General features: G+C 64.1%; 18 protein-coding genes. 17 read left to right on the plus strand and 1 reads right to left on the minus strand.

The features are described from left to right. The first annotated feature begins 110 nt into the window (after positions 1–110). Together KF719_RS10455 and trpS are read left to right on the plus strand one after the other, a co-directional pair. On the plus strand, positions 111–3,836 hold the full coding sequence (locus tag KF719_RS10455) for an autotransporter domain-containing protein (protein ID WP_293508656.1): 3,726 nt from the start codon (positions 111–113) through the stop codon (positions 3,834–3,836). 258 nt (positions 3,837–4,094) lie between these two features. Beyond that, positions 4,095–5,102 (plus strand): tryptophan--tRNA ligase, encoded by a 1,008-nt coding sequence (gene trpS / locus KF719_RS10460; RefSeq protein ID WP_293508657.1) that lies wholly within the window; start codon positions 4,095–4,097, stop codon positions 5,100–5,102. On the opposite strand, the gene KF719_RS10465 is transcribed toward trpS, so the two are convergent. Continuing rightward, positions 5,095–5,664 (minus strand): hypothetical protein, encoded by a 570-nt coding sequence (locus tag KF719_RS10465; protein ID WP_293508658.1) that lies wholly within the window; start codon positions 5,662–5,664, stop codon positions 5,095–5,097. The genes trpS and KF719_RS10465 overlap by 8 nt on opposite strands. 503 nt (positions 5,665–6,167) lie before the next feature. Here KF719_RS10465 and KF719_RS10470 point away from each other — a divergent pair. The 15 genes from KF719_RS10470 to metK all read left to right on the plus strand — a co-directional run bounded on the left by KF719_RS10470 (position 6,168) and on the right by metK (position 19,494). Beyond that, positions 6,168–7,235 (plus strand): DUF2333 family protein, encoded by a 1,068-nt coding sequence (locus KF719_RS10470; protein WP_293508659.1) that lies wholly within the window; start codon positions 6,168–6,170, stop codon positions 7,233–7,235. A gap of 53 nt (positions 7,236–7,288) precedes the next feature. Next, entirely contained in the window at positions 7,289–7,795 is a 507-nt protein-coding gene (locus tag KF719_RS10475; RefSeq protein ID WP_293508660.1) for a universal stress protein, read from the plus strand. 78 nt (positions 7,796–7,873) lie between these two features. After that, a complete protein-coding gene (locus KF719_RS10480) occupies positions 7,874–8,428 on the plus strand; it encodes a NifU family protein (RefSeq protein WP_293508661.1) in 555 nt (184 codons plus the stop codon). A gap of 113 nt (positions 8,429–8,541) precedes the next feature. Then, complete coding sequence (locus KF719_RS10485) at positions 8,542–9,132, plus strand: malonic semialdehyde reductase (protein ID WP_293508662.1); 591 nt, start codon at positions 8,542–8,544, stop codon at positions 9,130–9,132. Positions 9,133–9,145: 13 nt separating this feature from the next. Then, on the plus strand, positions 9,146–9,835 hold the full coding sequence (tsaB, locus tag KF719_RS10490; RefSeq protein ID WP_293508663.1) for a tRNA (adenosine(37)-N6)-threonylcarbamoyltransferase complex dimerization subunit type 1 TsaB: 690 nt from the start codon (positions 9,146–9,148) through the stop codon (positions 9,833–9,835). Then, positions 9,832–10,308 carry a GNAT family N-acetyltransferase gene (locus KF719_RS10495; protein WP_293508664.1) on the plus strand — a complete coding sequence of 159 codons (477 nt, stop codon included), beginning with the start codon at positions 9,832–9,834 and terminating at the stop codon, positions 10,306–10,308. Before tsaB ends, KF719_RS10495 begins: the two co-directional genes overlap by 4 nt. 142 nt (positions 10,309–10,450) lie before the next feature. Beyond that, positions 10,451–10,903, plus strand: a complete 453-nt coding sequence (locus tag KF719_RS10500) for a Fur family transcriptional regulator (RefSeq protein ID WP_293510635.1) — start codon at positions 10,451–10,453, stop codon at positions 10,901–10,903. Positions 10,904–10,947: 44 nt separating this feature from the next. Then, on the plus strand, positions 10,948–11,811 hold the full coding sequence (locus tag KF719_RS10505) for a lysophospholipid acyltransferase family protein (protein WP_293508665.1): 864 nt from the start codon (positions 10,948–10,950) through the stop codon (positions 11,809–11,811). A gap of 157 nt (positions 11,812–11,968) precedes the next feature. Further along, positions 11,969–13,360 (plus strand): tRNA (N6-isopentenyl adenosine(37)-C2)-methylthiotransferase MiaB, encoded by a 1,392-nt coding sequence (gene miaB, locus KF719_RS10510; RefSeq protein WP_293508666.1) that lies wholly within the window; start codon positions 11,969–11,971, stop codon positions 13,358–13,360. A 49-nt stretch (positions 13,361–13,409) separates the two neighbouring features. Then, positions 13,410–14,423, plus strand: coding sequence for a PhoH family protein (locus tag KF719_RS10515; RefSeq protein WP_293508667.1), 1,014 nt, complete (start codon positions 13,410–13,412; stop codon positions 14,421–14,423). Next, positions 14,420–14,950, plus strand: a complete 531-nt coding sequence (gene ybeY / locus KF719_RS10520; protein WP_293508668.1) for an rRNA maturation RNase YbeY — start codon at positions 14,420–14,422, stop codon at positions 14,948–14,950. Before KF719_RS10515 ends, ybeY begins: the two co-directional genes overlap by 4 nt. Positions 14,951–14,956: 6 nt before the next feature. After that, positions 14,957–15,892: a hemolysin family protein gene (locus KF719_RS10525; protein WP_293508669.1), complete on the plus strand. Its 936-nt coding sequence runs from the start codon at positions 14,957–14,959 to the stop codon at positions 15,890–15,892. A 4-nt stretch (positions 15,893–15,896) separates the two neighbouring features. Beyond that, positions 15,897–17,570 (plus strand): apolipoprotein N-acyltransferase, encoded by a 1,674-nt coding sequence (gene lnt / locus KF719_RS10530; RefSeq protein WP_293508670.1) that lies wholly within the window; start codon positions 15,897–15,899, stop codon positions 17,568–17,570. Positions 17,571–17,791: 221 nt separating this feature from the next. Further along, a complete protein-coding gene (locus KF719_RS10535) occupies positions 17,792–18,166 on the plus strand; it encodes a helix-turn-helix domain-containing protein (protein WP_363318013.1) in 375 nt (124 codons plus the stop codon). Positions 18,167–18,324: 158 nt separating this feature from the next. Then, the gene (gene metK / locus KF719_RS10540; protein WP_293508672.1) at positions 18,325–19,494 is read left to right on the plus strand and encodes a methionine adenosyltransferase; all 1,170 of its coding nucleotides are present in this window, start codon (positions 18,325–18,327) and stop codon (positions 19,492–19,494) included. Positions 19,495–19,573 lie beyond the last annotated feature (79 nt).

Raw genomic sequence — 19,573 nt, forward strand, 5'->3', positions numbered from 1 at the left:
CTCGAATCGGGATTCCGCTTGCGCGATGCCCGAAACCGCGCTCCGATAAGCCGGAGAGTAACCGCGCGGGGTCAGGGGTGGTCCGCGCTTGAAGCGGGGTTTCGGGGGCAATGGGTAACGGGCGTCGGTACGGTGCGGGCCGCAAGGCGGCGCGCGCGGGGTTGGTTTTTTGTGCGGGTCTCCTGGTTCCGGCGGCGCCGGCGCAGGCCGCAAGCTGGAACAATCTCGGCACCGGCGGCTGGCTCTTCGCCGGAAACTGGGATCCCTTTGGCGTCCCCGGGCCGGGCGACAACGCAATTATCGACAATGGCGGCACCGCGCTGATCGGCGCCCTGGATGTTGCCGAATCGAACGCGGCCTACATCGGCGACACCGCCGGCAACAGCGGCGCGGTCGGGGTCAATAACGCCGGCGTCTGGACCAACAGCGGTGAGCTTCATGTCGGCAATGCCGGCTCGGGTACGCTCGGCATTTCGGGCGGCGGCGTGGTCTCGAACACCATCGGCTATATCGGCACTTTCGCCGGCAGTTCGGGCACCGTCACGGTCGATGGCGCGGATTCGGTCTGGACGAATTCGGACTGGCTCCATGTCGGCCATAGCGGCACCGGCGAACTGACCGTCGAAAGCGGCGGTGCGGTAGAAAACGTCATCGGCCTGATCGGCAGTGCCGTGGATTCCACCGGCACCGTGACGGTGCGCGATGCGGATTCGATCTGGACCAACACGAATAATATGGCGGTCGGCTATTTCGGCAACGGCACATTGACCGTCGAGGCGGGCGGCAGCGTCGGCAACGTGCAGGGCTTTGTCGGCGATCAGTCGACATCCACCGGCGCGGCGACGGTGACAGGCGAGGGCTCCACCTGGACGAATTCAGGGCTCTTCGCCGTCGGCAATTTCGGCGAGGGCACACTCGATATTCTCGATGGCGGCGCGGTGTCGAACACCACGGGCCATATCGGCCGCATTGTGGGCAGCACTGGCACGGTCACGGTCGATGGCGAGGATTCGATCTGGACCAACAGCGGCATCCTCTATGTCGGCGAATCGGGCACCGGCACGCTCGCCATTTCGGGCGGCGGCGCGGTCTCGAACACCTGGGGCATTATAGGCAGCAGCGCTACTGGTTCCGGCGAAGTCACGGTCGATGGTACGGATTCGACCTGGACCAACAGCGTTGAGCTCTATGTCGGTCTTTCCGGCTCCGGCACACTCGACATCTCCGGCGGCGGCGCGGTCTCGAACACCAACGGCTATATCGGCAACAACGCCATCGGCACCGGCGAAGTGACGGTCGATGGCACTGATTCCACCTGGACCAACAGCGGCGTCTTGAACGTTGGTTATGCCGCCACAGGTGCGGGCGGCGTCCCCGGCGGCACGCTCGACATCACCGGCGGCGGCACTGTCTCCAGCACCGTCGGCATTATCGGCGGCTTCGCCGGCAGCACCGGCGAAGTCACGGTCGATGGTGCGGATTCCAACTGGACCAACTCAAACGACCTCTATGTCGGCTTTTCCGGTTCCGGCACACTCGACATTTCGGGCGGCGGCGCGGTTTCGAATACCTCCGGCTCAATCGGCAACAACGCCATAGGCACCGGCGAAGTCACGGTCGATGGCGCAAATTCCACCTGGACCAATTCGAGCTGGCTCGCTGTCGGCGTTTCCGGCGCCGGCACGCTCGGCATCGCGGGCGGCGGCGCGGTCTCCAACACACAAGCCTTTATCGGCTACAGCGCCGGCGGCACCGGCGAAGTGACGGTCTCCGGCGCGGATTCCATCTGGACCGCCTCAGCGGAACTCTATGTCGGAACTCTCGGCGATGGCACGCTCGACATCGCCGATGGCGGCGCGGTCTCGAACACCACCGGCAGTATTGGCGAATTCGCCGCCAGCACCGGCACAGTCGTGGTCGATGGCGCGAATTCGACCTGGACCAATTCGGGTAGCCTCACTGTCGGCAACTTCGGCGCCGGCACGCTGACCCTTTCCGGCGGAGGCACGGCCGAGGCAACGACCGTCACTATTGCCAACGACGCGTCGGCCACCGGCACGTTGAACATCGGCGCCGCCGCGCTCGATGCGGCGGATGCCGCCGGCACGCTCGATGCCACGGCGCTTGTCTTCGGCGCCGGCGCCGGCACGCTGGTTTTCAATCACACCGAAACCGATTACGACTTCGACCTCGCCATCTCCGGCGCCGGCACGATCGACCATCGCTCAGGCTTCACCACGCTCACCGCCGACAGCAGCACCTTCGCCGGCACAACGTCGCTCCAGGGGGGCACCCTGATCGTCGACGGCCAGCTCGGCGGCGATATAGGCGTCACCGGCGGTGTACTCGGCGGTTCCGGCACGGTCGGCACGACGACGCTGGGCGCCGGCGCCATCGTCGCGCCCGGCAATTCGATCGGCACACTGAACGTCGCGGGCGACTTCACCTTCGACCCCGATGCCACCTACGAAGTCGAGGTCGATCCCTCGGGCGCCGATGCCGACCTGATCCATGTCACGGGTCAGGCCTTCCTCAACAACGCCGCCGTGCGTCACATCGGCATGGACGGGACTTACGCGCCCGCCTCGATCTACACGATCCTGACCGCCGATCTCGGCATCGACGGCACCTTCGGCTCGGTCCTCTCCGACTATGCCTTCCTCGATGCCGCGCTCGATTACGATGCCAACAACGTCTATCTGGAACTTGTCCGCAACGACATCGACTTTGCCGCGGTCGCCCATACGCCGAACCAGCAAGGTGTCGGCGGGGCACTGCAGAATTTCGGCCCCGGTCATCCGCTCTACGACGAGATCGTGACCATGACCGACGAGGAAGCGCGCGCCGCTTACGACGCGCTTTCGGGCGAGGCCCATGCCAGTTCCTCGACCGCGCAATTGATGACCGCGCAGCAGATCCGCCAGCAATTGCTGGATCGTCTCGCCGCGATCCTCGGTTCGGGCGGTGGCGGGCTTGCGAGCCTCGCCCATGCGCCGGCGGCGGGCGATGCGGCGCCGGGCGCCGCCGCCGTCTGGGGTCAGGTTTTCGGCAGTTGGGGCCGGACCGACGACAACGGCAACGCCGCCACGATCGACCGCGACAGCTACGGCTTCATCGGCGGCATCGACCGCGAGGTTGCGCCGGGCGTCCGCGCCGGCATCGCGGCGGGCTACAGCCGCTCAAGCTACGACGTCAAGGCGCGTTCGTCCGCCGGCGACAGCGACAATTTCCACATCGCCGGTTATGCCGGCACCGCGCTCGGCAATCTCGGCCTCAAGGGCATCCTCTCCTACGCCTATGGCAAGGCCGACGCGCGGCGCACCGTGATCGTCGGTGGACTGACGAATAATCTTGCGGCCGACTACGCGACCCACACCTTCCAGGCGGGCATGGAGGCAGGATACGACCTCGACTGGGGTGCATTGACGCTCACCCCCTTCGCCGGTCTCGCCGGCGTCCATGTCGAGACCGAGGGCTTCACCGAAACCGGCGGCCCCGCCGCGCTGACCTTCGCCTCCACCGGCACCACCACCGGCATCTCGACGCTCGGCCTGCGCGCCCGTCATCAGGCGGGCAGTGTCGGCCTGACCGGCGCCGCCGCCTGGCGTCACGCCTTCGGCGATGTCGAGCCGACCTCGCGCGCCGCCTTCGCCTCCGCCCCCGCCGCCGCTTTCGCGGTCCGCGGCACGCCCGTCGCGGAAAACGCCCTCGCCCTCGACGCGGCGGCCTCTGCGAGGCTCGGCGCCGGCACGACCCTGACTTTCGGCTATGCGGGTGAACTCGCCTCCAGCGCCCGCGACCACGGGCTCAGGGCGGAGTTGCGATTCGATTTCTGAGAATTGAACGCGCGCCAAACCGGGGATTACTTTTTTGAGGCAGCACCCCTGTCCCAAAGCGGGGATAAATCCGGGGATAAACCCGGGGACAAGTCGCCGCCCGCAGGCTTCGTGACAGTTTTTTGACAGATCGATGACAGTCGGCCCTTTTTCTGCGAATTGTTCTTATCTGACGGGGGATTGCCTTCATTTCGCTCCCGCCGCATAAACCCTCCGCACGCCCGTTTCGGGGGCGGCGCGAGGCCACGGATTCGAGCGATGGAACAGCCCCAGAACCGCGTTTTTTCAGGCGTACAGCCGACCGGCAATCTGCATCTCGGCAATTATCTCGGCGCGATCCGCAATTTCGTGCCGCTGCAGAAGACGCATGAATGCATCTATTGCGTTGTCGACATGCACGCGATCACTGTCTGGCAGGAACCGGCGGCGCTCGCCGCCAACACGCGCGAGGTTGTCGCCGCCTACATCGCGGCGGGGATCGATCCGTCCACGAACATTATTTTCAACCAGTCGAAAGTCGCGGCGCATGCCGAGCTTGCCTGGATTCTGAATTGCGTCGCCCGCATCGGCTGGCTCAATCGCATGACGCAGTTCAAGGACAAGGCCGGCAAGGACCGCGAAAAGGCGAGCGTCGGCCTCTATGCCTATCCGGTGCTGATGGCCGCCGACATTCTCGCCTACCGCGCCACGCATGTGCCGGTCGGCGACGACCAGAAGCAGCATCTGGAGCTTGCCCGCGACACGGCGCAGAAATTCAACAATGATTTCGGCGCGCAAAATTTCTTCCCGCTGCCCGAGCCGTTGATCATGGGTCCGGCAACGCGCGTGATGAGTTTGCGCGACGGCACCAAGAAAATGTCGAAGTCGGACCCCTCCGATCTTTCGCGCATCACCATGCGCGACAGCGCCGACGACATCGCAAAGAAAATCCGCAAGGCCCAGACCGATCCCGAGCCCTTGCCGGAAACCGTCGAGGGATTGAAGGATCGCGCCGGTGCCGACAATCTGGTCGGCATCTATGCGGCACTCGCCGGAATTTCGAAAGCAGACGTGCTGACACGCTTTCCGGCCGCCCAGTTCTCGGTCTTCAAACCGGCGCTGGCCGATCTCGCGGTCGAAAAGCTCTCGCCCATTACGGATGAAATGAAACGCCTGATGGCCGATCCGGCTTATATCGACAAGGTGCTGGCGGACGGCGCGGAACGCGCCCGCGCCATCGCCGATCCGGTCGTCGCCCGCGTCAAGGCCTATGTCGGTTTCATCTGAGGCCGGATTTCAGAACGGCGACAAGACCCAAAAAGAATTCGTCCGGGAAGTCCGCTGGCATCGTAAGAGACTCAATCATTAGGGGAGATCGCAGCTCGTTAAATGAGGCGACGCCCGAAATCCAATCCTTGTCTCCAGGGTTGGGTGTACAAAGAATGAGCGCGTATCCGAATCCGTCCGATACCGTCGACAGCGCCTCCACTTCGGACAAAATCCCCCAGTCTTTTGCACGAAAGTGTTTTTGTGCGTCGTACGTACGGCCTTGGTAATTGCGGAGCCAATGCTTCAGTTCAATCCAGATATCGGCAGGTCCCGGTTCCATGCACAGCTGAAATTTCAGGTCGACTTTCTTCCGCTTGCGTCCGGGCGATTGCAAGGGGTATTCGGGCCGCAAATTTGAAATAGCAGAATGACTACCAAGAAAATGAATGATCTCGCCCTTGAACCAAGATTCAACCTGCATGCTATACGTTTCGAACGAAACCAACTTACTCTTTGCGCTTCGCTCTAGTTCGTTGCCAAATTCTAAAATGACCTCAGCAAGTCTTTTGTTGAGCTTCATGGGCAATTTCCAAGTGTTGGCATTGATGCTGGAGAAGCGTACACAGGCACATGCAATAATGAATTTCAATTTCCGCGATTAGATTTAGGAAAAGAGTAAATCGAAACATCCGCATCTTTCAGGAAAGAAGCCACCGCCTCTCGTTGCACAAGGCGATATTCGGGCGATGATCGCGTTCGTTGGCGACGAAGAAGAACAAGATTTCCAAACTTATTTGAAGTTACAAATTGTGTGTAACACCACTTGGGCCAGCCAGCGGGTTTCTGTTTGCACAATTCCGTCAGTGTCCGGCCGGTCCACCAACCATTTCTAAGCGAGTCAAAAACCAACCGCGTCTTCGTGCCGGCCTGAGGTCCAGATTTGCTTGTCATCGAAACACCAAAAGTTCCCATGGTCTGCCAGATCCAATATACAATGCCTCCACACGCTTGATACTCCCGGCCAGCGTTCCAATCTATCTATTGGACTTCCCGCTGAATTCCTACGCAAGAAGGATCGCCTTGATGCCCTTCCGTGACCGCCTCGCCGATATGTGGGACAGGCTGCGTCACCGCTGGATGTATCGTCGCGGCGACGGCAGCACAGCCGCCTCCGCGCCCGCCGCCCGCCGCCTTTCCTTTGCCGGGATCTCCGCAGCGCTCAACCGGCCCGGTATGGGCGGCATTCTGCGCCGCGCCGCCATCGCGTTTGCCGTCGTCATCCTGCTTTATTATCCGATCGGAATGATCTGGGTACACACCGTCGACGACGATCCGGATTTCACGCCCGATGCAACGGACTTCGTGCCCGGCGGCAGCGAGGCGGTCGCCGTCGCCGCCGCGCTGATCGACCGCGAGGTCAACCGGCATAGCTGGGTTGCGAACGACCCCTTCTTCATGCCCGGCGCGCTGCTCGACAACATGCCGAACTTCCAGCAGGGCATCATGTCGGCGCTGGCGCGCTTCGGCTTCGAGCTGACCGACCAGCTCGGCCGCACACGCGGTTCGTCGGAAGCCGACAGCGACCTGCAGCGCGCGGCCGGCCGGCTGCAATATCCCGGGAACATCTGGATATGGACCCCGACGGTCTCGCTGATGCCGCAGGCAAGTTCGGAATCGCAATACCGCGAAGCGCGGGCGCGGCTGCTGAGCTACAACAACCGTCTGGCGCGCGGCGACGCGAATTTCGACAAGCGCGCCGACAATCTTCTGGCGACCATCGACCGTTTCGCCGCCGATCTCGGCTCGTCCTCCGCCATGATCGACCGTCACATCGCGGAGGAATCCGGCAGCCTGTTCGACAGCACCGCCGACGACATCTTCTACCTGACCAAGGGCAAGCTCTACGGCTACCACATGATCCTCGACGCGCTCGGCCGCGATTTCGCGCAAGTCATCAAGGAGCGCAATCTACAAAAGTCCTGGGACGAGATGATCGCGACGCTCCGCAAGGCGGCCCTTCTCGATCCGCTGGTCGTGATGAACGGTTCGCCCGACGCCCAGTTCCAGCCCAATCATCTGGCGGCCCAGGGCTTCTACCTGCTGCGCGCCCGCACCCAGCTGCGCGAAATCAGCAATATCCTTCTGAAATAGCGCGACGATTCCGCCGCTTGCTCCGCGCCGCCGCCGGTGGCAGCATCGCGCCCATGAGCCAGAGCAAGACAGACCGTACCGGCAAGGCGACCACGAAGCGGCGCAAGTTTCTCGTCGTCGTCGACGGCACGCCGGAATCGGAAGTCGCCATCCACTTCGCCAGCCTCCGCGCCACGCATACCAACGGCGTCGTCACGCTGCTCGCCGTGCTCGAACCCGGCGAAGCCTCGCAACAATGGCTCGGTGTACAGAACATCATGCGCGAGGAAGCGCGCGCCGAAGCCGAAGAGCTGCTTCACCGCCTCGCCGCCCATGTCAACGAATATGCCGGCATCGTGCCGGAACTTGTGATTCGCGAAGGCCGCCGCCCGGAAGAAGTGAAACAATTGATCGAGGAAGATCGCGACATTGCGATCCTCGTGCTCGCCGCCGGCACCGGCAAGGAAGGTCCGGGCCCGCTCGTCACGATGGTCGCCGGCGCTTCGGACAAGGCCTTCCCGATCCCCGTGACGGTCGTGCCCGGCAATCTCACCGAAGAGGCGATCCGCGCGCTGGCTTGATTCCGCGCACGTCACGGTCCATCTATAGCAAAAGCGCCGAGCCGCGCCGTTTACCCACGACGTCAAAAGGGTTTTGAGATGTTCATACAAACCGAGGCGACGCCCAATCCGGCGACCTTGAAGTTTCTGCCCGGCCGCGAGGTTCTGGGCGAGGGGCGCGCCGCCGATTTTCCGACCCGCGAAGCCGCCGAGCGTTCGCCGCTCGCGATGCGTCTGTTCGCGGTCGAGAATGTCGCTGGCGTCTTCTTCGGTTCCGATTTCATCACCGTCACCAAATCCGGCGGCGAGTGGCAGCACCTGAAGCCGGCATTGCTCGGTGCGATCATGGAGCATTTCACCGGCGGCGCGCCGATCCTCTTTGCCTCGGCCGAAGAAAGCGCGCACGCCGAAGGCGATGGCGAGAACGGCGAGATCGTCCGCGAGATCAAGGAAATTCTCGACACCCGCGTTCGTCCCGCCGTCGCGCAGGATGGCGGCGACATCACCTTTCAGGGTTACGAAGACGGCATCGTCTTCCTCAACATGCAGGGCGCCTGCGCCGGCTGTCCCTCATCCACCGTCACGCTGAAACGCGGCGTCGAGAACATGCTGAAACACTACATCCCCGAAATCGTCGAGGTCCGGCAGGTCTGAGCACCCGTCTGACGCGCAGTCAGACGAGCGCGCGCGGGGCTGGCGCGGGCCCGCGAACGCGCTATCGTGTCGCCCATATTCATTTCGGTGTTCTTGACGAAGGAGACAGGGCCATGACGACGCTTGACGGCGAGGCGCTCGACACGATTTTCCGAAACGCGCGCACGCATAATGCGTGGAAGGACGAGCCCGTTTCCGAAGCGACGCTGAAAGCGCTTTACGATCTGATGAAATGGGGGCCGACCAGCGCCAACATGTCGCCGGCGCGCATCGTCTTCGTGACATCGCCGGAAGCGAAGGCGAAGCTCGAACCCGCACTCATGGAGGGCAATCGCGCGAAAACCATGTCCGCGCCGGTCACCGCGATCATCGGCTACGACGTGAAGTTCTACGATCGTCTTCCCGAACTCTTCCCGCATGCGCCGGACGCCAAGACCTGGTTCAACTGGTCGGACGAATGGGCGGAAATGAACGCCTTCCGCAACGGCTCGCTGCAAGGCGCCTATTTCATGATCGCCGCTCGCGCGCTCGGTCTCGATTGCGGGCCGATGTCGGGCTTCGACATGAAGAAGGTCGACGAACTCTTCTTTGCCGGAACAAGCGTGAAGTCGAATTTCCTCTGCAATATCGGTCACGGCGATCCCTCGGCACTCTTCCCGCGCAGCCCGCGTCTTCCATTCGACGACGCCTGCAAGATCGTCTGAAAACGGAGCGGCCTTGATCGTCCTCGCCTTCGACACCGCGCAAGGCGCGCTCTCCGCCGCCGTTCACGACGGCGAGGGGCCGCTTGCCGCCGCCTTCGAATTGCGTACGCGCGGCCATGCCGAGGAATTGCTCCCCGCGATCGAAACCGTGATGGCCGAAGCCGCTCTGGGTTTTTCCGATCTCGATGCGCTTGCCGTCACCGTCGGCCCCGGCACCTTCACCGGTCTTCGCGTCGGTCTCGCCGCCGCGCGCGGCCTTGCGCTGGCGCTCAAGCTGCCGCTTGTCGGCGTAACCACATTGGAAGCGATCGCCGCCGATGTCGTCGCAAACGAAGGCGAAGCGGTCGTCGCCGCCTTCGACGCAAAGCGCGGCGAGGTCTATCTGCAGGCCTTCGACGCCGAAGGCGCACCGCTCACCGAGCCGTCGCTCGTTGCCACCGCCGATGCGGGCAGGCATCTCCCGCGCCTGAAGCTGTTGCTGGTCGGCACCGGCGCGGCGCTTCTGGAAGAGGCGCTGCAAGGTTTCGAGTGCCGCCCCGCCAATGCGCCCGCCCAGCCCCGTGCCGAAACGGTGGCGCGGCTGGCCTTGCAACGCCTCGAGACCGAAGGCGCCGATGCGTTCCGCGTCGCACCGGCGCCGCTCTATATTCGCGCGCCCGACGCGAAGCTTCCCGGCGGCCGCGATCCCGGCGAGGCGGCGTGAGCACGGCCGCCATTCGACCGCTCGCCGCCGAGAGGCTCGCCGACGCCGCCGCGCTCCACGCGCTTTGCTTCGACACGCCCTGGGACGAGCCGGCGCTGGCGCGGCTTCTCGCCATGCCCGGAACTTTTGCGCTCGCCGTCGTGGATGCGGGCGAGGGCGCGCCGCTTTCCGGCTTCATCCTTGTCCGGATCGCCGGCGGCGAAGCCGAAATCCTCACCCTCGCCGTCGTCCCGCCACGTCGTGGACAGGGTCTTGGCCGCCGCCTGGTTGAAGCTGCCGCCGCAACGGCCCTTGCCGGCGGCGCGGCGGCGCTTTTTCTCGAAGTGGCGGAAGACAACGAACCGGCGCTCGCGCTCTATCGCCGTCTCGGCTTTCGCGAAGTCGGCGCACGGCCCGGCTATTACGCGCGGGGGCAGACCCGCATCGCCGCGCGCGTCCTGAAGCTCGATTTCGGCGCCACTTCCCTGTCGTAAATCCTTGATCTTTGAGGGGTCAAATGGGCAGGGCCGCGCCCTGCTGCCGGCCACGCGCTAATGACAACGAGGCGTCTGTTGGCCTATGATGCTGGCGATGACCGACAAGACCACCATGACCGCCGCACTCCGCCCGGAAGACATGCCGAGCGATCCCGACCGGATCGAAAATCTCTGCGTCGAAAAGGGCATGCGCATGACCGATCAGCGCCGCGTGATTGCGCGCGTGCTTTCGGTCGCGCACGACCATCCCGATGTCGAGGAGGTCTATCGCCGCGCCTCGGATGTCGACAGCAAGATTTCGATCGCCACCGTCTACCGCACGGTGCGCCTGTTCGAGGAAGCCGGCATTCTGGAACGCCACGATTTCCGCGACGGCCGCTCGCGCTACGAACAGGTGACGGAAGATCACCACGATCACCTGATCGATCTTCAGACCGGCGCCGTGATCGAGTTTCACAACGACGAGATCGAGCGCCTGCAACAGATCATCGCTCGCGAGCTCGGCTTCGAGCTTGTCGATCATCGCCTCGAGCTTTACGGCGTGCCGCTCAATCGTGGCAAGAAGCCGGACGGCAAAGGCAACAAGGCGTGACGCCTCACCGCCGCTGAGAATTGACGGGAGGCATGGAGACGCACATGGCAACCGCGCGCGCCGCCATTCTGCTGGCCGGATTTATTTCCTCGGCCATCCTGCTGATGCCGGCGCAATGGCTGGGGCTGAAGCTCGGCCTGCCTTATGCGCGCAAGCTGCCCAATCGCTATCACCGCTTTCTTTGCCGCCTTGTCGGCATCCGCGTGACGCGGCGCGGCGAGCCGCATGCCGGCAGCGCCTGCCTGATCGCCGCCAACCACACCTCATGGCTCGACATCCCGGTCATCGCCTCGCTCGAGCCCTGTTCCTTCGTCGCAAAAAGCGAAGTCGCCGGCTGGCCTTTCTTCGGCACATTGGCGAAGTTGCAGCAAACCGTCTTTGTCGAGCGCGAACGGCGCACCCGCACCGCCCATTCGCGCAACGAGATTCATGCCCGCATCGCCGCCGGCGACCGGCTGGTGCTGTTCCCCGAAGGCACCTCGTCCGACGGCAACCGTGTGCTGTCCTTCAAGAGCGCGCTGATGAGCGTCGCCCAGCTCACCATCGTTAACGGCGAGGAAGACCGCGAGGCCGATCTGGTCGTCCAGCCGATGTCGGTCACCTATGTGCGCCTGCACGGTCTGCCGATGGGCCGCTACTTCCGGCCGTTTTTCGCCTGGTACGGCGATATGGAGCTTTTTCCCCATCTCTGGGAGGCTTTCTCCCTCGGCCCCATCGAAGTGGTGGTCGAGTACCACAAGCCGGTGACGATCCGCGAGATCGGCAACCGCAAGGCGCTGGCCGCCTATTGCGAGAAGTGCTGCCGCGAGGGCCAGACCCGCGCGCTGACCGGCCGCTGGCCCGAGGCGGAGCTTGCCCCGGCCGAAGACGAGGGGACCGTCCGCCGCTTCGCCGGCGCCGGCGCCTAGATGCCGCTCCCCGCCGCCGCCCATTACATGATAGGGTGGCCCCGGATACAGCCGACCGCCAATTGCCAACGAATTTGAGAGCGTCCGAAGGAGACGAGCGCACATATTGCCCAATGACACAGTGCCATCCCGTTCCGCCGCGCCCGGTCCGGCTTCAATGACCGAGCCGAAGCCCCGCGCGCCGCGCAAGAAAATCTTCGTCAAGACCTATGGCTGCCAGATGAACGTCTACGACTCGGCGCGCATGGTCGACGTCATGGCGCCCGAAGGCTATGCCGAGGCCGCGACGCCGGAAGAGGCCGACATCGTTCTCCTGAACACCTGCCATATCCGCGAAAAGGCGGCCGAGAAGGTTTATTCGGAGCTCGGCCGTTTGCGCGCGCTGAAAAACGAAAAGGCCGGTCGCGGCGAGAGCCTGCTGATCGGCGTCGCCGGTTGCGTCGCCCAGGCCGAAGGCGAGGAGATGCGCCGCCGCGCGCCGATGGTCGATCTGATCGTCGGCCCCCAGACCTATCATCGCCTGCCCGAATATGTGGCGCGCCTAGCCAATGGCGGACCGGCGATCGTCGAAACCGAATTTCCGGCCGACGACAAGTTCGACAGCTTGCCGGCGCCCGAGCGGCGGAAAACGCTGGCGCGCGGCGCCACCGCCTTCCTGACCATCCAGGAAGGTTGCGACAAGTTCTGCACATTCTGTGTCGTGCCCTATACGCGCGGCTCGGAGTTCTCGCGGCCGCTCGCGCGCATCGTCGACGAAGCGCATGCGCTTGCCGATGCCGGCGTGCGCGAGATCACGCTGCTCGGCCAGAATGTCAACGCCTGGCATGGCGAGGACGCGCAGGGCCGCCCGGCGACGCTCGGACGTCTGATCCGCGCGCTCGCCGAAATCGACGGGCTGGCGCGCCTGCGCTACACGACCAGCCATCCGCGCGACATGGACGACGAGCTGATTTCGGCCCATGCCGAAGTGCCGGCGCTGATGCCCTATCTGCATCTGCCGGTGCAATCGGGATCGGACCGCATTCTCGCGGCCATGAACCGCCGCCACGACACCGAAACCTATCTGCGCATCATCGAGCGCATTCGCGCCGCCCGTCCCGACATCGCGCTGTCGTCGGACTTCATTGTCGGCTTCCCCGGCGAGACGGAGGCCGATTTCGAGGCGACGCTGGCGTTGATCCGCGCCGTCGGCTTCGCGCAGGCCTACAGCTTCAAATACAGCCCCCGCCCCGGCACACCGGCGGCGAATGAGGAAGATCAGCTACCCGACGCCGTGAAGGACGAACGCCTGCAGGCGCTGCAGGCGCTTCTCGGCGAACAGCAGCTTGCCTTCAATGCGTCATGCGCCGGCCGCACAATGCCGGTGCTCTTCGACCGGCGCGGGCGCGGCGAGACGCAGCTTGTCGGCCGCAGTCCCTATTTGCAGTCGGTGCATGTCGAGGATGCGCCGCCGCATCTCTTCGGCAAGCTTGTCGATGTCGAGATCGAGGACGGCCATCGCAACAGCCTGCGCGGCCGCCTCCGCGAAAACGAATTTGTCCCGGCATAGCGGTATCGCCGCGGCCGCGAAGCGAACAAGGTGAAAGGACAGGGTGCAGTTGAGCGCAACGGGCAGGACCAAGACGGCCGACAACGCCGATAGTCTCGTGATTGCTTTCGATGACAACCGGTTGCTGACCGAACTTTTCGGCGCCAACGACCGGCATCTGGCGCGCATCGAGCAGGGTCTCGGCGTGCTGGCGACGTCGCGCGGCAACAAGCTGGTCATCACCGGCACCGCCCATGCGCGCAATCAAGCCGACCGCGTGTTGAAGGATCTTTATGCGCGCCTGAAATCCGGCGAGGAGGTCAATGCCGGCGAGGTCGATGGCGCGATCCGCATGGCGACCGCGCCCGACGCCGATCTCGACAAGCCGCAAGGCGGCGCGGGCGGCCCCCGCATCCAGACAAAGCGCCGCGTCATCGGCCCGCGCTCGCAGACCCAAGGCGCCTATATCGACGCGCTGATGAACCACGAATTGGTTTTCGGCATCGGCCCGGCCGGCACCGGCAAGACTTATCTCGCGGTTGCGGTCGCCGTTTCGATGCTGCTGCAGAAGCGTGTCGACCGCATCATTCTTTCGCGTCCCGCCGTCGAGGCCGGCGAGCGCCTCGGCTTTCTGCCGGGCGATCTGAAAGAGAAGATCGATCCCTATCTGCGGCCGCTCTACGACGCGCTTTACGACACGCTGCCCGGCGAGCAGGCGATGAAGGGAATCGAATCCGGTGAAATCGAAGTCGCGCCGCTGGCTTTCATGCGCGGCCGCACGCTTGCCAATGCTTTCGTCATTCTCGACGAAGCGCAAAATTGCACACCGGTGCAGATGAAAATGTTCCTGACGCGACTTGGCGAAAACAGCCGCATGGCGATCACCGGCGATCCGAGCCAGGTCGATCTGCCGCTCGGTGCGAAATCGGGACTGAAGGATGCGCTCGAAGTGCTGGACGGCGTTGAGGGTGTTGCGACCGTGCGCTTCAGCGATGCCGATGTCGTGCGCCATCCTCTCGTGACGCGCGTCGTCAAGGCCTATAACAGCCGCGACCGCGGCCTGCTCGGAGACGGCGCCAAATGAACCCGGCCGCGCGACCATCGGACAGTTCCGGCGCGCCCGCGCCGGCCGCCGGTCTTGAGGTCGATATTCTGCACGAGGCGGGCGCATGGGACGAGGCAGCCGCCGATGTGGTGCGCCGCGCCGCCTTGCGCGCCTATGGCGCAGTGCGCGGCGCCGCACCCGCCGAACTTTCGGTCATGCTCGCCGACGATGCGCGCGTCGCGGCTCTCAACAAGACATATCGCGGCAAGGACGGCCCGACCAACGTCCTGTCGTTTCCGAGCGCCGACATCGCCGGCATGGAAGCGGTGCTTCTCGGCGATGTGGTGCTGGCCCGCGAAACCATCGCCCGCGAAGCCGAGGCGCAAGCCAAGCGTTTCGACGATCACCTCGCGCATCTCGTCGTTCACGGCGTCCTGCACCTTCTCGGCCACGATCATGCGAGCGATGCCGAAGCGGATCGAATGGAAGCGCTTGAACGCGAAATATTGCAAGACCTCGGCATCGCCGACCCTTACGATATGGACCGTGCGAGCCGGGACGCCTGAACGACAATGACCGAAACGACCGACCGATCCTCATCCTCTGCCGCCGCCTCGTCGCGGGCGCGCTTCGGCTGGCTGCGCGCGCTGCTCGGCGGCGGAAACGGCGACAACACGCTGCGCGAAAGCATCGAGGAAGCGATCGAGGAGCATGACGGGACGCGCCGCAGTCTGACCGATGAAGAGCGCCACATGCTGGTCAACATTCTGAGCTTCGGTCAGTTGCGTGTCGACGACATCATGGTGCCGCGCGCCGACGTGATTGCGGTGGAAGAGAATGCGGGACTTGAAGAGGTTCTGCGTCTCTACCGCGAATCGGCACATTCGCGCATGCCGATCTTCCGCGAAACGCTGGACGATCCGATCGGCATGGTTCACATCAAGGATGTGATGGCCTTTTTCGCGCCGCTTGAAACCGATGCGGACAAGCGCCCGCCTTTCTCGCTGAAGGCGATCCGCCGCGACGTGTTGTTTGCGCCGCCGTCGATGCCCGCGCTCGACCTTCTGGTCAAGATGCAGGCGACGCGCATCCATCTCGCGCTGGTGATCGACGAATATGGCGGCACCGACGGCCTCGTGTCGATCGAGGATCTGGTCGAACAGATCGTCGGCGAGATCGAGGACGAGCACGATACCGACGAAGGCCCCTCGCTTCTGCGCCGCGAAGACGGCACCATCGATGCTGATGCGCGCTGCCCGATCGAGGAACTGGAAGAGATGACCGGGTTGCGGCTGATCGAAGCCGGCAACGAAGACGATGTCGACACATTGGGAGGTCTCGTCTTTTCGCTTCTCGGCCGCGTGCCCCTGCGCGGCGAAATGGTGCGTCACCCGGCAGGCATCGAATTCGAAGTGAAGGAAGTCGACCCCCGCCGCATCAAGCGCATGCGCGTGCACCTTCTGCCGTCCGCCGGCAAGGCGGCCGCCGCCGCCTCGACCGAGAGCTGAGCGCGTGCGGTTCGAGAACGGCCTTGCCGCCGCCGTTTATCGTATCGAAAAGATCGCCGCCGAACTTGCCGAGCTTCGCGGCTGGCGGCGCACACTCGCGGCATTGTTCGCCGGCGCCCTGAGCACGCTGGCGCTGCCGCCCTACGGCTTCCTGCCAATCCTCTTTCTCACCTTTCCGGTTCTCGTCTGGCTGCTCGACGGCGTCGGCGAGCCGACGCGTTCGCGCCGCCGCCGCGTCATGTGGCGCGCCGGTCTTCTCGGCTGGTGGTTCGGCTTCGGTTATTTTTTCCTGGGGCTCTACTGGGTCGGGCATGCCTTTCTGGTCGATGCCGACAAATTCGCTTTTTTGTTGCCGCTGGCAGTCACCTTGTTGCCGGCGGGGCTGGCGCTGTTCACCGCCGCCGCCGCCGCCCTCGCCCGCCTTTTCTGGTTTCGCGGCTATCGCCGCGTCGCGGTCTTCGCCGTCGCCTGGACGGTCTTCGAGTGGTTGCGCGGCCATGTGCTGACCGGGTTCCCGTGGAACATGATCGGCCAGAGCTTCACCGCCTCCGACGCCTTGATGCAGGCGGGCGCCATGGTCGGCGCTTATGGCCTGTCCTTCATCGCCCTGCTGGTGATCGCCTCGCCCGCGACATTCGACAGCCGCGTCCACGCCGCGCAGCGCGGACCGGGCATCGAGCTTCTGGCCGCGCCGGCAATCGCATTGGCCGGTCTGGCGCTGATCTGGCTCGGCGGCGCCGCGCGCCTTTCGGCAGCCGACCTCGCCGCGCCCGCCGCAAGCGGCACGTCGATCCGTATCGTGCATCCCAACACGCCCTTTGCCGACAACTGGAACGATTCCGATCGCGTACTCGCCATCATCGGGCAACTGCTTCGCATGTCGCGCGACCCGACACCGGCCCGTCCCGGCGGCATCGACGGCAACACGATTGTCGTCTGGCCTGAAAACGCGGTGCCGGTCCTGCTGGCGCGCGAGCCTTATGTGCTTTCGGCCATCGGCCGCGTCCTGCCGGAAGGCGCGAAGCTGATCGTCGGTTCCAATCGCGGCGAAGCGGATGCCGAAGGTCCGGCCAATCGCCTCCGCGTTTTCTACAACAGCCTCTACGTGGTCGATTCCGCCGGCGCAATCGCCGCGGCCTACGACAAGCATCATCTGGTGCCGTTCGGCGAGTATGTCCCGTTGCGTCACATTCTCGGCCGTTTGGGTCTGCGCCAGATCGTGCAGTTTCAGGGCAGCTTCGAAACCGGTCCCGGACCGGTGACGCTCGAACTGCCGGACACGCCGCCGGTCAGTCCGTTGATCTGCTACGAGGTGATTTTCCCGGGCGGCATCGTCGCCCCCGGCACGCGGCCGCAATGGCTGGTCAACATCACCAACGACGCCTGGTTCGGCGCTTCCATCGGCCCGCATCAGCATCTTTCGCAGGCGCGGCTTCGCGCCGTCGAACAGGGATTGCCCCTTGTCCGCTCCGCCAATAGCGGCATCTCGGCCATGATCGATCCTTACGGACGGCTGGTGAAAAGCCTTCCGCTCGACACGCAAGGCGTCATCGACGCGACGCTGCCGGCGGCGCTGCAGCCGACGCTCTATGCAAGGCTCGGCGATATCTTCCTGGCCCTGCTGCTGATCGCGACCGCTTTTGCCGCCGCTTTCGGCCGCGAGCCGCTGAAGCGGTAGCCGTCGCCGAAAGGTTGTGTCCGATTTGGTGCGCGCGCCCGGAATCGGGCCATTTCCGCCGCATGATCGGGCCGGATACGGTGCGTCGCTTGCTGCGGATGCCGACTTGAGGTTGTAATCTGGTCATTCCGGCATTCGTCCCGCCGCGTTTCAGACAGGCTTTATCCGTGCCGCGCAAATCGCCAAATCCAATCGATGTTCATGTAGGCGGCCGCGTCCGCATGCGCCGCATGCTGATCGGCATGAGCCAGGAGAAGCTCGGCGACGCATTGGGCCTGACCTTCCAGCAGGTGCAGAAATACGAAAAAGGCGCCAATCGCATCGGTGCCAGCCGTCTCTTCCAGATCGGCCGCGTGCTCGGCGCGCCGGTCGAATATTTCTACGAGGGTCTCGACGGCGAGGATGGCGGCGTCGTCGCGGCCGAGCCGGTGCATTTCGTGATGGATCGGCTGTCGACCGCCGAGGGCATCCAGCTCAACAGCGCCTTCTTCGCCATCGAGGATCCGAAGCTCCGCAAGCGCATTCTCGACCTGATCAAGCAGCTTGCGGGCGACAACGAGGCCGACGAATCCGGCGGCGAACTGCCCCATATCTGATTATTACGGGAAATAGTCAATCAATATGCACTTATGTGCATATCTTTTTGCCGCGGGCTGTTGACCCCGCTCCCGATCCTTGCAAAAACCTTCTCGCCGGACGGCCGAACGCCGTTTTCGGACATAAAACTCATCTCAGACCCATGAGGGAGATCAAGTTGGCACGGTCAAATTACCTGTTCACGAGCGAATCCGTTTCCGAGGGCCACCCCGACAAGGTGTGCGACAGGATTTCCGATGCCGTTGTCGATCTCTATCTGGCGGGCGATCCGTTTTCGCGCGTCGCCTGTGAAACGCTGACCACGACCAACAAGATCGTGCTGGCCGGCGAAGTGCGCGGACCGGCCTCGATCACCAAGGATCAGATCGAGGAAACCGCGCGTCAGGCCGTGAAGGCCATCGGCTATGAACAGGACGGTTTCCACTGGAAGAATGCCAGCGTCGACGTGCTGCTTCACGCGCAGTCGGCGGATATCGCACAGGGCGTCGATGCCAGCGGCAACAAGGATGAGGGCGCCGGCGACCAGGGCATCATGTTCGGCTATGCCTGCACCGAAACCGACGTGCTGATGCCTGCGCCGATCATCTATTCGCACCGCATCCTGAAGCGCATGGCGGAACTTCGTCATTCCGGCGAGCGCCCCGAATTCGAGCCGGACTCGAAGAGCCAGGTCACGCTGAAATACGAAAACGGCAAGCCTGTCGGCATTACCTCCGTCGTCGTCTCGACGCAGCACAAGGCCGGCGTGAAGCTGACGGACCTGCGCGAACTTGTGCGCGGCGTGGTGAAGGAAGTGCTGCCCGCCGGCTGGTTCCCGCCGGAAGAGGAATTCTATGTGAATCCGACCGGCAACTTCGTCATCGGCGGGCCCGACGGCGACGCCGGGCTGACCGGCCGCAAGATCATCGTCGACACCTATGGCGGCGCGGCCCCGCATGGCGGCGGCGCCTTCTCCGGCAAGGATCCAACGAAGGTCGATCGCTCGGCCGCTTATGCCTCGCGCTACCTCGCGAAAAACGTTGTCGCGGCAGGCATTTCCGAGCGTTGCACTATTCAGCTTTCCTATGCGATCGGCGTTTCGAAGCCGCTCTCGATCTATGTCGACCTGCACGGCACCGGCAAGGTCGAGGAGGAAGCGGTCGAGCGCGCCGTTGCGAAAGCGATGGATCTCTCGCCGCGCGGCATCCGCGAGCATCTCGCTCTCAACCGGCCGATCTACGAGCGCACGGCGGCCTACGGACATTTCGGCCGCACGCCGGATGCCGATGGCGGCTTCTCCTGGGAGAAGACCGACCTCGCCGACAAGCTCAAGGCGGAAATCCGCTAGAGCGCTTCTCGGAAAAGTGGAATCCGGTTTTCCGAAAAGAAGCGCGACCAAACAACAACTTAGAGTCTTTCAGTGTTTC

The sequence above is a fragment of the Parvibaculum sp. genome (assembly GCF_019635935.1).
In the GTDB taxonomy this organism is placed as follows: Bacteria; Pseudomonadota; Alphaproteobacteria; order Parvibaculales; family Parvibaculaceae; genus Parvibaculum.

Bases quoted from the DNA above. Each gene is read 5' to 3' on its own strand.
- KF719_RS10455 (WP_293508656.1), top strand. From the start codon at position 111: ATGGGTAACGGGCGTCGGTACGGTGCGGGCCGCAAGGCGGCGCGCGCG.
- trpS (WP_293508657.1), top strand. From the start codon at position 4,095: ATGGAACAGCCCCAGAACCGCGTTTTTTCAGGCGTACAGCCGACCGGC.
- KF719_RS10485 (WP_293508662.1), top strand. From the start codon at position 8,542: ATGACGACGCTTGACGGCGAGGCGCTCGACACGATTTTCCGAAACGCG.
- miaB (WP_293508666.1), top strand. From the start codon at position 11,969: ATGACCGAGCCGAAGCCCCGCGCGCCGCGCAAGAAAATCTTCGTCAAG.
- KF719_RS10470 (WP_293508659.1), top strand. From the start codon at position 6,168: ATGCCCTTCCGTGACCGCCTCGCCGATATGTGGGACAGGCTGCGTCAC.
- KF719_RS10505 (WP_293508665.1), top strand. From the start codon at position 10,948: ATGGCAACCGCGCGCGCCGCCATTCTGCTGGCCGGATTTATTTCCTCG.
- KF719_RS10500 (WP_293510635.1), top strand. From the start codon at position 10,451: ATGCCGAGCGATCCCGACCGGATCGAAAATCTCTGCGTCGAAAAGGGC.
- KF719_RS10475 (WP_293508660.1), top strand. From the start codon at position 7,289: ATGAGCCAGAGCAAGACAGACCGTACCGGCAAGGCGACCACGAAGCGG.
- KF719_RS10480 (WP_293508661.1), top strand. From the start codon at position 7,874: ATGTTCATACAAACCGAGGCGACGCCCAATCCGGCGACCTTGAAGTTT.
- ybeY (WP_293508668.1), top strand. From the start codon at position 14,420: ATGAACCCGGCCGCGCGACCATCGGACAGTTCCGGCGCGCCCGCGCCG.
- KF719_RS10535 (WP_363318013.1), top strand. From the start codon at position 17,792: ATGCGCCGCATGCTGATCGGCATGAGCCAGGAGAAGCTCGGCGACGCA.
- KF719_RS10525 (WP_293508669.1), top strand. From the start codon at position 14,957: ATGACCGAAACGACCGACCGATCCTCATCCTCTGCCGCCGCCTCGTCG.
- KF719_RS10465 (WP_293508658.1), bottom strand. From the start codon at position 5,664: ATGAAGCTCAACAAAAGACTTGCTGAGGTCATTTTAGAATTTGGCAAC.